The 12,351-nt window shown below is 64.7% G+C and carries 12 protein-coding genes; 5 read left to right on the forward strand and 7 right to left on the reverse strand.

Annotated elements, in window-relative coordinates:
• Positions 1-105 precede the first annotated feature (105 nt).
• The 4 genes from AC5PZ0_RS26940 to zapE all read left to right on the forward strand — a co-directional run bounded on the left by AC5PZ0_RS26940 (position 106) and on the right by zapE (position 4,102).
• Positions 106-1,185, forward strand: a complete 1,080-nt coding sequence (locus tag AC5PZ0_RS26940; RefSeq protein ID WP_265969127.1) for an extracellular solute-binding protein — start codon at positions 106-108, stop codon at positions 1,183-1,185.
• 147 nt (positions 1,186-1,332) lie between these two features.
• Positions 1,333-1,650, forward strand: a complete 318-nt coding sequence (locus AC5PZ0_RS26945) for a hypothetical protein (protein WP_027596572.1) — start codon at positions 1,333-1,335, stop codon at positions 1,648-1,650.
• 22 nt (positions 1,651-1,672) lie between these two features.
• The gene (locus AC5PZ0_RS26950) at positions 1,673-2,821 is read left to right on the forward strand and encodes a PQQ-dependent sugar dehydrogenase (RefSeq protein WP_099429988.1); all 1,149 of its coding nucleotides are present in this window, start codon (positions 1,673-1,675) and stop codon (positions 2,819-2,821) included.
• Positions 2,822-2,995: 174 nt separating this feature from the next.
• Positions 2,996-4,102 carry a cell division protein ZapE gene (gene zapE / locus AC5PZ0_RS26955; RefSeq protein ID WP_493856098.1) on the forward strand — a complete coding sequence of 369 codons (1,107 nt, stop codon included), beginning with the start codon at positions 2,996-2,998 and terminating at the stop codon, positions 4,100-4,102.
• Between the two features lie 155 nt (positions 4,103-4,257).
• Here the strand turns inward: zapE and AC5PZ0_RS26960 are convergent, their stop codons facing one another.
• The 6 genes from AC5PZ0_RS26960 to trhP all read right to left on the reverse strand — a co-directional run bounded on the left by AC5PZ0_RS26960 (position 4,258) and on the right by trhP (position 10,178).
• Entirely contained in the window at positions 4,258-5,256 is a 999-nt protein-coding gene (locus AC5PZ0_RS26960; protein WP_493856099.1) for an alpha/beta fold hydrolase, read from the reverse strand.
• A 75-nt stretch (positions 5,257-5,331) separates the two neighbouring features.
• Positions 5,332-5,769: a YqaA family protein gene (locus AC5PZ0_RS26965; RefSeq protein WP_027596568.1), complete on the reverse strand. Its 438-nt coding sequence runs from the start codon at positions 5,767-5,769 to the stop codon at positions 5,332-5,334.
• Positions 5,769-6,197 (reverse strand): DUF411 domain-containing protein, encoded by a 429-nt coding sequence (locus AC5PZ0_RS26970; RefSeq protein WP_027596567.1) that lies wholly within the window; start codon positions 6,195-6,197, stop codon positions 5,769-5,771. The genes AC5PZ0_RS26965 and AC5PZ0_RS26970 overlap by 1 nt, the downstream gene beginning before the upstream one ends.
• 14 nt (positions 6,198-6,211) lie before the next feature.
• Positions 6,212-7,081 (reverse strand): copper resistance protein B, encoded by an 870-nt coding sequence (locus tag AC5PZ0_RS26975; RefSeq protein ID WP_493856100.1) that lies wholly within the window; start codon positions 7,079-7,081, stop codon positions 6,212-6,214.
• Positions 7,074-8,765, reverse strand: a complete 1,692-nt coding sequence (locus tag AC5PZ0_RS26980) for a copper resistance system multicopper oxidase (protein ID WP_493856101.1) — start codon at positions 8,763-8,765, stop codon at positions 7,074-7,076. The genes AC5PZ0_RS26975 and AC5PZ0_RS26980 overlap by 8 nt, the downstream gene beginning before the upstream one ends.
• A gap of 78 nt (positions 8,766-8,843) precedes the next feature.
• Complete coding sequence (gene trhP / locus AC5PZ0_RS26985) at positions 8,844-10,178, reverse strand: prephenate-dependent tRNA uridine(34) hydroxylase TrhP (RefSeq protein ID WP_493856102.1); 1,335 nt, start codon at positions 10,176-10,178, stop codon at positions 8,844-8,846.
• A gap of 130 nt (positions 10,179-10,308) precedes the next feature.
• Between trhP and AC5PZ0_RS26990 the strand changes: the two genes are divergently transcribed.
• The gene (locus AC5PZ0_RS26990) at positions 10,309-11,373 is read left to right on the forward strand and encodes an AI-2E family transporter (RefSeq protein WP_027596563.1); all 1,065 of its coding nucleotides are present in this window, start codon (positions 10,309-10,311) and stop codon (positions 11,371-11,373) included.
• Between the two features lie 127 nt (positions 11,374-11,500).
• Here AC5PZ0_RS26990 and phnX read toward each other — a convergent pair whose 3' ends face one another.
• Positions 11,501-12,328, reverse strand: coding sequence for a phosphonoacetaldehyde hydrolase (gene phnX, locus AC5PZ0_RS26995; RefSeq protein ID WP_027596561.1), 828 nt, complete (start codon positions 12,326-12,328; stop codon positions 11,501-11,503).
• Between the last annotated feature and the right edge of the window lie 23 nt (positions 12,329-12,351).

Raw genomic sequence — 12,351 nt, forward strand, 5'->3', positions numbered from 1 at the left:
GCCACTGGCCTCTTCGCAGCGCAAGGCTGCTCCTACCCGAATCGTGCAGGGCGCGAGTGGTGTGGACTACAGTGACGGACAGCTCCCTTTGCCGAGGTGTCCGTCATGCGTCGATCGCTGTGCCTGCTGTCCCTGTGCCTGGCCCTGCCGCTGCAAGCCCAGGAGAAGGTCGTCAACCTCTACAGCTGGGCCGACTATGTCGCCCCGCAAACCCTCCAGCGCTTCGAGCGCGAAACGGGCTACAAGGTACGCTACGACACCTTTGACACCACCGAGGTGCTGGAGACCAAGCTGCTGACCGGTGGCAGCGGCTATGACGTGGTGGTGCCGTCATCCACCGTGCTGGCCCGGGCGCTCAAGGCCAAGGCCCTGCAGCCGCTCGATGCCCAGGCCATGCCCGGCTATGCCAACCTCGACAAGGACTTGCTGGCCAAACTGGCCGAGGCCGACCCCGGCAACCGCTACGCGGTGCCTTACACCTGGGGCACGCTGGGCCTGGGGGTGAATGTCGAGGCCGTGCGCCAGCGCCTGGGCGATGTGCCGCTGGACAGCCTCGACCTGTTGTTCAAACCGGAGTACGCCAGCCGCCTGAAGGATTGCGGCATCGCCATGCCCGACTCGCCGCAGGAAGTGATCGGCCTGACCTTGAACTACCTGGGCAAGGACCCTTACAGCCAGAACAAGGCCGACTTGGACGCCGCGCAGGCACTGCTGAACCAGCTGCAGCCCTCTGTGCGCTATGTTGCCAACGGCCGGCAGATCAGCGACCTGGCCAATGGCAGCGTGTGCCTGGCGCTCACCTACAACGGTGATGCGGCGATGGCCGCCGACCAGGCACGCCGTGCTGGCAAACCGTTCGAGCTGATCTACCGCATCCCCCAGGAAGGCACCTTGGTCTGGCAGGACAACCTGGTCATCCCCAAGGACGCGCCACACCCCGAGGCAGCCCGCGCGTTCATCGCCTTCATGCTCAAGCCGGACTCGATCGCCGCGCTGACCAACACGCTGTTCTTCGCCAATGCCAACCAAGCGGCCACCCCCTTGGTCGACGCTGCCGTGCGCAACGACCCGGACATCTACCCGCCAGCCCAGGTGCGTCAACGGTTGTACGCCGACCGCAGCATGGCGCTGTCCGACTTGCGCCAGCGTAACCGCCTGTGGATGGCCTTCCGCAGCGGCCAATGAGCCCGGCGGGGCTGCGCTGCAGCCCCTTGGGGTCCATACTGAAACATCAGGAATTATCTCCAGCCGCTTTCACACTTTTGCCGCGAACCCCTCGCGCCTTAGGCTATCCAACGCACAAGGCGCGGCATTTCGTACAGGAGGTGAAGCATGAACCTAGCACTGCCAATCCTGGCCATTGGCCTGGCGTTGTGCCTGCCCGCGCGCGCAGCGCCGGTTGCGCCCTTGCAACTCGCGGCCAGCAACAACAACCCCTACAACAGCCCGATCCAGCGCGCCAACCCCAATAGCCGCCAGGGCAGCATGCCGGCCACACCGCCCGTGCGTGGCCCGTCCACCGACCCCTACCAGCGCACGCCCTCGCTGGACAACCGCGGCATTGGCAACGGCGACAACCTGCGCCGCCAACAGCAAGCGCCTAATCTGGAACCCACCCGGCCGCCGCGCGATAACCCACGCGCGCCGTAAGCCCCGTCGAAAGGAATTCTGCATGACCCGAGCTACCTGGCTGACCACCTTGACCGCTGCCGCGCTGCTGCCCCTGTTGGCGCACGCGGCTTCCGAGCAGCAGTTCCCCAGCGAAGAAGGGCCAGTGACCGTCAGCACCGTCGCCGATGGCCTGCGCAACCCTTGGGCATTGGCTTTCTTGCCGGGCGGCAAGGACATGCTGGTGACCGAGCGCCCCGGCAACCTGCGGGTAGTCAACGCAGAAGGTAAGGTCGGCCCGCCCATCAGTGGCGTGCCTCAGGTCTGGGCCGAAGGGCAGGGCGGGTTGCTGGACGTGGTGTTGTCGCCGGAGTTCGGCAAGGACCGCACCGTTTACCTGTCCTATGCCGAAGCGGGCAATGATGGCAAGGCAGGGACGGCGGTCGGCCGCGGTCAGCTGTCCGAAGACCGCGCACGGCTAGAAAACTTCACCGTGATCTTCCGCCAGCAGCCCAAGCTCTCGGTAGGCAACCATTTCGGTTCGCGGCTGGTGTTCGACCGAGACGGTTACCTGTTCATTGCCCTGGGCGAGAACAACCAACGGCCGACTGCCCAAGACCTCGACAAGCTGCAAGGCAAGGTCGTGCGGATCTTGCCTGACGGCGAAGTGCCCAAAGACAACCCCTTCGTCGGCAAAGACAACGTGCGCTCCGAGATCTGGTCGTTCGGCCATCGCAATCAGCAGGGCGCAGCACTCAACCCTTGGACTGGCAAGCTCTGGACCCACGAACACGGCCCGCGGGGCGGCGACGAGATCAACATTCCCCAGCCCGGCAAGAACTACGGCTGGCCGGTTGCCACCCACGGCATCAATTACTCGCTGCTGCCGATCCCGGAGGCCAAGGGCAAGCACGTCGATGGCATGGTCGACCCGCACCATGTCTGGGAAAAGTCACCTGGCATCAGCGGCATGGCGTTCTACGACAGCCCGACGTTCAAAGCGTGGGACCACAACCTGTTCATTGGGGCGCTGGCTACTCAGCAATTGATCCGTCTGCAGCTCGAGGGCGACAAGGTGGTGCACGAAGAGCGTTTGCTGGGGGACCTCAAGGCGCGTATCCGTGATGTGCGGGTAGGCCCGGATGGGTATCTGTACGTGTTGACCGATGACAAGGACGGGGCACTGTTGAAAGTGGGGTTGGGCGAGGGCTGAAGCGCTGGCTTCTGCCATGCACGGTTCGTGTAGGAGCAGCCTTGCGCTGCGAAGAGGCCGGTGGTGACACTTTAGATAGTTGTGGCCTGCACTGGCCTCTTCGCAGCACAAGGCTGCTCCTACACAGGAGCGGGGCTGGCTTGCTGACGATGGGGCCAGTACCGATAATGCGGCATGACCGCCCAACCGCAGACCCTCTACCAACAAGCCCTGACCGACCACGGCTATGTCCATGACCCCGCCCAGGCCCACGCAGTCGATGCGTTGCAGGCCTGTTTCGAGGCGATCGAACAGGGCCGCCTGACCCAGGGTGTCTACCTCTGGGGCCCTGTCGGCCGGGGCAAGACCTGGCTGATGGACCAGTTTCACCGTTGCCTGCAACACCCCAGCCGGCGCCAGCACTTTCACCATTTCATGGCCTGGGTGCACCAGCGGTTGTTCCAGCTCAACGGCACCGCCGACCCGCTGCTGGCCCTGGCCCGTGAACTGGCCCGGGAGATTCGCGTACTGTGCTTCGACGAGTTGTTCGTCAATGACATCGGTGACGCGATTATCCTCGGCCGCCTGTTCCAGGTGTTGTTCGACCAGGGCGTGGTGATTGTCGCCACCTCTAACCAACCGCCCGACCAACTCTACCGCGATGGCTTTAACCGTGACCGCTTCCTGCCCGCGATTGCCGCCATTGAACGGCACATGCGGGTGTTGTCGGTGGCCGGGGAGCAGGACCATCGCCTGCATCCGGGCGCTGTGCGGCAACGTTACTGGGTCACTGAGGCCGGTGAGCGCGGCGTGCTGGGTGAAGTGTTCCGCCAACTCAGCCCGGCTGACCCCGGCAGCGAGCAGCCGCTGGCCATTGGCTCAAGGCAGATAAACGTCATCCGGCGCAGCGAGCAGGCCATCTGGTGCCGCTTCACCGACCTCTGCGAGCAGCCCTTGGCGGCGATGGAGTTCATGGCCCTGTGCGACCGTTTCCCGTCGATTCTGCTGGAAGGCGTGCCAGCGTTAGGTGGCGAGCAACGGGCCGGGCGGATTGCCCGCGGTACCGAGGATGGTGCGGCGCGGGTCGCGGCAGGGGACCGGGAGCTGCCGGCGCTGTCGCCCAAGGACGATGCGGTGCGCCGGTTCATTGCCCTGGTCGACGAATGCTACGACCGCCGGGTGGCGTTGTACCTGGAGGCGCAGGTGCCGCTTGACGCGCTTTATACCCAAGGGTACCTGGCGTTTCCGTATCAACGCACCTTGAGCCGCTTACGCGAGATGCAGTTGCAACGCTTCGGCTAGGCCCCTGTGGGAGCGGGCTTGCCCGCGAAGCAAGCGACGCGATGGATGGCACGGGCTGCGCCCGTGTTCGCGGGCAAGCCCGCACAGTGATCGCGCATAAGTTTAGATTTTGCCGAAGGCAGTTGCGCCCACTCAGTAGGTTGGGGGCCAGCCCCTCAGCGCCCCAACCACTCGATGAGCGTCCGGTTGAACCGCACCGGCTCTTCGATCTGCGGCGCGTGGCCCATACCCTCGAACGTCACCAGTTCACCCTGGGGGATCAGCTTGGCCACCTGTGGCCCCAGCACCTGGTATTTGCCCAAGCGTGCCTTGACCTCTGGCGGCGCGATGTCGCTGCCGATGGCCGTGGTGTCCTGGTCACCGATCAGCAACAGGGTCGGCATCTTCAGGTCCTTGAACTCGTGGTACACCGGCTGGGTGAAAATCATGTCGTAGATCAACGCCGAGTTCCACGCCACTGCTTCATGCCCCGGCCCTTGGTTGAGGCCCACCAGCATCTGTACCCAGCGCTCATACTCCGGCTTCCAGCGCCCGGCGTAATAGGTCTTGCGCTCATACTCACGCACCCCTGCGGCATCGAGCTTGAGCTCCCGTGCATACCACTGGTCCACCGTACGGTAGGGGACGCCCAGGGCCTTCCAGTCTTCCAGGCCAATCGGGTTGACCATCGCCAGGCGTTCGACTTGCTGCGGGTACATCAGCGCATAGCGGGTCGCGAGCATGCCGCCGGTGGAGTGGCCAAGCACAATGGCCTGCTTGACGCCCAGCTGGTCGAGCAAGGCGTGGGTGTTGTCCGCCAATTGCTGGAAGCTGTACTGGTAATACGCAGGTTTGTTTGAGGTGCAGAAGCCGACCTGGTCGGGGGCGATGACCCGGTAGCCGGCTTTGCTCAGGGCATTGATGGTGGTTTCCCAGGTCGCGGCGCAGAAGTTCTTGCCGTGCATCAGCACCACGCTGTGGCCATTGGCCTGGCCTTGGGCGGGTACGTCCATGTAGCCCATCTGCAGGGCTTGGCCCTGGGAGCTGAAGTCGAAATGCTTGAGCGGGTGAGGGTAGCTGAACCCTTCGAGTTGTTTGCCGTAGGTGGGCGACTCGGCAGCAAGGGCCGGGCCGCCGACAAGGCAGGCAAGGGCCAGGGCGGTTGCGCGCAGCATGGGGGCACTCCGTGTAGGGCCATGTAGGAATAGGCGACTGTATCAGTCAGTTGACCGCCTGAAGCGGCAAAGGTGTTACCAGGCGTGAAACCAGCCCAGGGTGATCATCGCCACCACGGCGTAACGGCCGGCCTTGGCCAGGGTCACCAGCAGCATAAAGCGCCAGAAGGGCTCACGCATGATCCCCGCGATCAGGGTCAGCGGGTCGCCGATCACTGGCATCCAGCTGAGCAGCAGCGACCACTGCCCCCAGCGCTGGTAGCGGTGTTGCGCGCGTTCGAGCTGGCGGGCGCTGAACGGGAACCACCGCTTGTCACGCAGGTGCTCGATGGCCCGGCCCAATACCCAGTTGACCACTGAACCGAGCACATTGCCCAAGGTGGCCACCAGCAACAAGGTCGGCCAAGCGTCGGGCTGGCGCAGCAGCAAACCAACCAGCACGGCCTCCGATTGCAGCGGCAGCAGGGTGGCGGCGCCGAAGGCGCTGAGGAACAGCGCCCACTCGCTGAGCATCAGTAGTTGGCGACCACGGTGTCCTGGCCATCCTGGGTCACACCGATGACCTGGTAGGCGTCTTTGTGGTCACCCATTTCCATCCCCGGCGAGCCCATGGGCATGCCGGGGACGGCCAGGCCCTTGAGGTCGTTGCGTTTGGCCAGCAGGCGGACCTGTTCGGCCGGCACATGGCCTTCGACGAACTTGCCGTCGATCACCCCGGTATGGCACGACGCCAGGCGCGGTGCCACGCCCAGGCGTTGCTTGACTGCGCTCATGTTCGGTTCGACGTGGTCGTTGACGGTGAAGCCGTTGTCGCGCAGGTGGCTGATCCAGGCCTTGCAGCAGCCGCAGTTGGGGTCGCGGTAGACATCGATGGCCTCGGCGGCCTGGGCCAGGCCAGTGATAGCCAGCAGCCCGAGGGTCAGCAGGTGTTTGTGCAGCATGGTGAAACACTCCTTTAGAAACGCAGGCGGATACCGGCCACCAGGCGGGTCTGGCCGGTGTCTTCGCCGTCTTCGCGGGCCTGGTCGGCGCGGTTGCCGTGCAAGCGATTGAAACTGACCCCGACGTACGGCGCGAAACCACGGCTGATTTCATAGCGCAGGCGCAGGCCGATTTCGCTGTCGGCCAGCCCCGTGGCTTGCTCGCGGCGCGCATCGTCGCGGCCAAAAACATTGGCTTCCAGGGTGGGTTCGAGTACCCAGCGGTTGGTCAGCAGCATAGCGTAAGCGGCTTCCAGGCGCAGCGCGGTCTGTTGCCGCTCGCCGACGTAGGCAGTGGCCTCCAGCTCAACGCCATACAGCGGCGTGCCCTGGATACCGAAGGCTCCCCAGGCCTGCCCGCTGGCGGGCTTGAAGTCTTGGCGCAGGCCGCCGACCAGTTCCCACCAAGGGCTGATGGCGTGGCCCCAGAGCGCCTGCAGTTCGGCCTTATGGGTCTTACCCTGCTCGCGTTCGCCCTCGCTGCGCAGCCACAGGCGGTCGATGTCGCCGCCGACCCAGGCGCCGGCGTTCCAGTTCAACGCGCCGCTGCTGTCGAAGTGCTGGTATTCAAGCTGGTCGACGATCACCGCCCCGTTCAGTGCCCGGTCATGCACCTGGTGCCCTGGCAGCGGCGGGAAGGCTGCGCGACGGTCGGCGTCACTGAGCACCGGCAGCGGCGTACGCGGCTGTTGCGCAGGCGGCGTTGCGTGGTTCATCTGGCTGTGGTCCATGGGCATGGCGCCGTGGCCCATGTGCTGCAGGCCGGCGGCCATGGCGCGTTCACTGGCGAGCAGCGCCACCAGGGCCACACCGGTGACGATGCGACGGTTATTGAGCTCATTCATCGACGCGTACCTCGCGGAACATGCCGGTCTCCATGTGGTAGAGCAAATGGCAGTGGTAGGCCCAGCGGCCGAGGGCGTCGGCAGTGACTCGGTAGCTGCGACGGCTGCCAGGCGGGATGTCGACGGTGTGCTTGCGCACCATAAAGCGCCCCTGTTCGTCTTCCAGGTCGCTCCACATGCCATGCAGGTGGATGGGGTGGGTCATCATGGTGTCGTTGACCAAGGTGATGCGCACCCGCTCGCCATAGGCCAGGCGCAACGGTGCGGCATCGCTGAACTTGACCCCGTCGAACGACCAGGCAAAGCGCTCCATGTGGCCGGTCAGGTGCAGCTCGATGTCGCGTGAGGGTTCGCGGCCATCCGGGTCGGGGTAAGGGCTGCGCAGGTCGGCGTAGGTCAGCACGCGCCTGCCGTTGCTGCGCAGGCCGATGCCTGGGTCGGCGAGGTTGGGCCGTGGGGCCATGGTTTGCATGTCTACCAGTGGGTTGCCGGTTTCGCTGGGTGGGTGTTGCTGCAGGGCGGCCATGCTGGAATGGTCCATGCCGGCCATGTTGCTGTGGTCCATGCCTGCCATGGCGCCGTGGCCCATGTCGGCCATGCTCAGTACGGGGCGCGGGTCGGGTTGCGGCACGGGTGCCTGCAGGCCGTTGGCGCGGGCCAGGGTGCCGCGCGCGTAGCCACTGCGGTCCATGCTCTGGGCATACAGCGTGTAGGCGGGCAGGTCGCCGACGGTCACCAGCACGTCGTAGGTTTCGGCCACGGCGATGCGCAGTTCGTCCACGCTCACGGGTGTCACCGGCAGGCCGTCGGCGGCGATCACGGTCAGTGTCAGGCCGGGGATGCGGAAGTCGAAATAGGTCATGGCCGAGGCGTTGATCAGCCGCAGGCGCACGGTTTCGCCCGGCTGAAACAAGCAGGTGAAGTTGCCATCCGGTGGTTGGCCATTGAGCAAGTAGGTGTAGGTGGCTGCGCTGACATCGGCCAGGTCCGTGGGGCTCATGCGCATGCGGGCCCAGCTCATGCGCTCGGCGACGGTGGTGCTCCAGCCATGGTCGGCCACGTCAGCGATGAAATCGCCGAGCGTGCGTTTGTGGTAGTTGAAGGCGTCGGACTGTTTTTTCAGGGTCGCCAACAGCTGTTCAGGGGGCTGGTCCGACCAGTCGCTGAACAGCAGCACATGGTCACGCTGGTACTGATGCGCCTCGGGTTCGCGGGGTTCGATAACGATCGCCCCATACACCCCGGCCTGCTCCTGCAACCCGGAATGGCTGTGGTACCAGTAGGTGCCGCTTTGGCGCAGGGTGAAGTGGTAGAGGTAGTCGCCGCCCGGCTCGATACCGGCAAAGCTCAGGCCTGGCACACCGTCCATGTTGGCCGGCAGGAGGATGCCATGCCAATGGATCGAGGTGCTCTGGTCGAGCCGGTTACGCACGCGCAGGCTGACGGTGTCACCTTCGCGCCAGCGCAGCAGCGGGCCGGGCAGGCTGTCGTTGACGGTCAGGGCGGTGCGTGGGCGGCCGGTGATGTTGACTGCGGTCTGGCCGACCAACAGCTCGAAGTGCTGACCGGCCAGGTCGCGGCCATTGGCGGCCTGGGCCAGCGGCCGCCACAGCCCCAGGCCCGCCAGCGTAGTGGCGGCGCCCAGGCCTTTGACGAAGGTACGGCGGGAGGGGTTGCGCAACATGGCGTGGCCTCATGCGAGAGAGCCTTGATGTTGGCCGTTGCTGGCTGTCAGCCAGCTGAGCTGCGCATTACAGCGTTGTCAGGCGGCGGCCTCGTCGTGGCGCAGGTCACGCATCAGCAGGCCGTACTCCAGCGGGACCTGCTCCGGAATCGGCAGGTACACCACATGGCCGTCACCCGGAGCTACCTCGATGGCCTGCTGCTGGCGGTCGCACAGGCGGTGCAGGTCGAAATGGTAGTTGCCGCGCGGGGTCATCAGCTCCAGGTGGTCGCCCACGGCGAAGCGGTTCTTGACCTTGACCTCAGCCAGGCCGTCCACACGCGCGCCGGTCAGTTCGCCGACGAACTGCTGGCGGTCAGACACCGAGTTGCCACGCTGGTAGTTCTGGTACTCATCGTGCACATGCCGGCGCAGGAAGCCTTCGGTGTAGCCGCGCTGCGCCAGGGATTCGAGGTTGCCCATCAGGGCGCGGTCGAAAGGCCGGCCTGCCACGGCGTCGTCGATGGCCTGGCGGTAGGACTGCACCGCGCGGGCGCAGTAGAAGTGCGACTTGGTGCGGCCTTCGATTTTCAGCGAGTGCACGCCCATGCTGGCCAGGCGTTCGACGTGCTGGATGGCGCGCAGGTCCTTGGCGTTCATGATGTAGGTGCCGTGTTCGTCCTCGAACGCCGGCATCGCTTCGTCCGGGCGGTTGCTTTCCTGCAGCAGGAAGACCTGATCGGTAGGGGCACCGAGCCCCAGGGTCGGTTGCACTTCGCGCACGATGTCGCCGGTGGCATCCTCGCTGGCCGGCGTGGCGTCGTATTTCCAGCGGCAGGCATTGGTGCAGGTGCCTTGGTTGGCGTCGCGCTTGTTGAGGTAACCCGAGAGCAGGCAGCGGCCGGAGTAGGCCATGCACAGGGCACCGTGGACGAACACTTCCAGTTCCATGTCCGGCACGTGTTGGCGGATGTCTTCGATTTCTTCAAGCGACAGCTCCCGCGACAGGATCACCCGGCTCAGCCCCAACTGCTGCCAGAACTGCACGCTGGCCCAGTTGACGGTGTTGGCCTGCACCGACAAATGCACCGGCATCTGTGGGTAGTGCTGGCGCACCAGCATGATCAGGCCGGGGTCGGACATGATCAGCGCATCCGGCGCCATCGCGATCACCGGTGCGAGGTCCTTGAGGAAGGTTTTCAACTTGGCATTGTGCGGGGCGATGTTGATCACCACGTAGAAACGCTTGCCCAGTGCATGAGCTTCCTGGATGCCCAGCGCCAGGTTGGCGTGGTCGAATTCGTTGTTGCGCACCCGCAGGCTGTAGCGTGGTTGGCCGGCATAGACGGCGTCGGCGCCATAGGCGAAGGCGTAGCGCATTGTCTTGAGGGTGCCAGCGGGGGCCAGCAGTTCGGGCTTGGCGGGAAGGGTCATGTGCGCACCGGGGCAAAAGGCCTGAATGCTATGGCTTGGCGGTTTTGCTGGCATTGACCTGAATCAACGGCGCGACGGCACTTTTACCCTTACGCCGCGCACTAACGTTCAGGACACTTGAGGATCCTTCATGAACGAAACCGCTTTGCAGAACAGAGCCTTGGCCGTGCTACTGGCACTGGTGACCATCGCCTTCGTGTGGATCTTGCTGCCTTACTACGGGGCCATCTTCTGGGCGGTGATTCTTGGCATCCTGTTCGCGCCGCTGCAGCGCAGCCTGCTGATACGGTTTGGCAGACGGCGCAACCTTGCCGCCGCCACGACGCTGTTGATTTGCCTGGTGGTGGCTGTATTGCCTGTGATCATCACCAGTGCCTTGTTGGTGCAAGAGGGGGCGACGTTGTACCAGCGCATCGAGAGCGGGCAATTGGACATTGCCGGCTACGTCGAGCATGGCATGAACATGCTGCCGGGGTTTGTGCAGCACGGCCTGGACAGCTTGGGCATCGGCAACCTGGAAGGGCTGCGCGAGAAGATCACCAAATGGGCCACCCAAGGCAGCCAGGCGTTGGCCAGCCAGGCCTACAGCTTTGGGCAGGGCACATTCGAGTTTCTGGTGAGCTTCGGCATCATGGTGTACCTGCTGTTCTTTTTCCTGCGCGAGGGCGCGGAAGTCGCGCGCCGCGTGCGGCTTGCGGTGCCGCTGCCCGAACACCAGAAGCGCCGCTTGCAGCTGAAGTTCAACCGCGTGGTGCGGGCAACGGTCAAGGGCAACGTGTTGGTTGCCATTACCCAGGGCGCGCTTGGCGGCTTCATATTCTGGGTGCTGGATATCCCCAGTGCGTTGGTGTGGGCGGTGATGATGGCGTTTCTGTCGCTGCTGCCAGCGGTGGGGGCGGGGATCGTGTGGGCGCCGGTGGCGGCGTATTTCCTGTTGAGCGGGGCGATTCTGCCGGGGGTGATCCTCACGGCGTTCGGGGTGCTGGTGATCGGCCTGGTGGACAACGTGCTGCGCCCGATTCTGGTGGGCAAGGACACGCGCATGCCGGATTACCTGATTCTGGTGTCCACATTGGGTGGGTTGGCGGTGTTCGGGCTCAACGGGTTTGTGATCGGGCCATTGATCGCCGCATTGTTCGTGTCGAGCTGGGCCATTTTTGTCGCCACCAAGCCGCAGGTGCAGTTGCCGCAGTAGGCTCAATACCTTGGCCGCATGCGAACGGTGTAGGAGCAGCCTTGTGCTGCGAAGAGGCCAGTGACCACACCCTCGATCTTCGCTGTGGTCACTGGCCTCTTCGCAGCACAAGGCTGCTCCTACCCGGTCAGGATGCCTGCGGCATCTCGCCCTTGGCCAGGCGCCGGTTGATGTCGGCAATCACTTCGGGCAGCTCATTGATGGTGTCGATCAGGTAGTGCGGGCGGGAGCTGGCGAACAGCGCGTGAATGCGCGTGCGCTCGCGCTCCAGTTTCTCGGCACTCAATGCCCGGTAGCCTTCCCAGGTCAGCCCCAGGGCGTTGCCGGAGCACACCAGTGCCACCGTCCACATGCCTGCACGGCGGCCTTCGAGGATGCCCGGTACGGTGTCATCGACCTTCACGCAGGCGGCCACGTCATCGATGCCCAGGGCAATCACGTTGGCCAGGGCCTGGGCCGGCCAGGGGCGGCCGTTCGGGGTTTCGTCGGTGGCCACCACATGGTCGGCGACATAGCCGTTTTGGGCGGCCAACTCCACCACTTTATCCATCACCACCTTCGGGTAGCCCGAGCACGAGCCAATCTTCAGGCCGTCCTGGCGCAGGCCGGTGAGGGTGTCCAGGGCGCCCGGGATAAGCGCCGAGTGCACGGCGATCTTCTCGATCTGCAGCGGCATGAAGCGGTTGTAGATGGCCGTGACGTCATCGTCGGTGGGCGTGCGGCCGAACACCTTGCGGTAGCGTTCGGCGATTTCCGGCACGTTGCACAGGGTGCGGATGTGGTCCCACTTGCCCATGCCCATCGGGCCTCGGGCTTCTTCGATGGACACCTGGACGTCGAACTCGGCGAAGGCTTCGACGAAGATCTGGGTGGGGGCGAACGAGCCGAAATCGACCACGGTGCCGGCCCAGTCGAGGATGGCGGCTTGCAGTTGGGTAGGGTTGCTGTAGTTCATGTGCGCTATTTCCTGAATTGGGG

This window comes from Pseudomonas sp. 5.2 (assembly GCF_059025405.1).

Bases quoted from the DNA above. Each gene is read 5' to 3' on its own strand.
- AC5PZ0_RS26940 (WP_265969127.1), top strand. From the start codon at position 106: ATGCGTCGATCGCTGTGCCTGCTGTCCCTGTGCCTGGCCCTGCCGCTG.
- AC5PZ0_RS26945 (WP_027596572.1), top strand. From the start codon at position 1,333: ATGAACCTAGCACTGCCAATCCTGGCCATTGGCCTGGCGTTGTGCCTG.
- AC5PZ0_RS26950 (WP_099429988.1), top strand. From the start codon at position 1,673: ATGACCCGAGCTACCTGGCTGACCACCTTGACCGCTGCCGCGCTGCTG.
- zapE (WP_493856098.1), top strand. From the start codon at position 2,996: ATGACCGCCCAACCGCAGACCCTCTACCAACAAGCCCTGACCGACCAC.
- AC5PZ0_RS26960 (WP_493856099.1), bottom strand. From the start codon at position 5,256: ATGCTGCGCGCAACCGCCCTGGCCCTTGCCTGCCTTGTCGGCGGCCCG.
- AC5PZ0_RS26965 (WP_027596568.1), bottom strand. From the start codon at position 5,769: ATGCTCAGCGAGTGGGCGCTGTTCCTCAGCGCCTTCGGCGCCGCCACC.
- AC5PZ0_RS26970 (WP_027596567.1), bottom strand. From the start codon at position 6,197: ATGCTGCACAAACACCTGCTGACCCTCGGGCTGCTGGCTATCACTGGC.
- AC5PZ0_RS26975 (WP_493856100.1), bottom strand. From the start codon at position 7,081: ATGAATGAGCTCAATAACCGTCGCATCGTCACCGGTGTGGCCCTGGTG.
- AC5PZ0_RS26980 (WP_493856101.1), bottom strand. From the start codon at position 8,765: ATGTTGCGCAACCCCTCCCGCCGTACCTTCGTCAAAGGCCTGGGCGCC.
- trhP (WP_493856102.1), bottom strand. From the start codon at position 10,178: ATGACCCTTCCCGCCAAGCCCGAACTGCTGGCCCCCGCTGGCACCCTC.
- AC5PZ0_RS26990 (WP_027596563.1), top strand. From the start codon at position 10,309: ATGAACGAAACCGCTTTGCAGAACAGAGCCTTGGCCGTGCTACTGGCA.
- phnX (WP_027596561.1), bottom strand. From the start codon at position 12,328: ATGAACTACAGCAACCCTACCCAACTGCAAGCCGCCATCCTCGACTGG.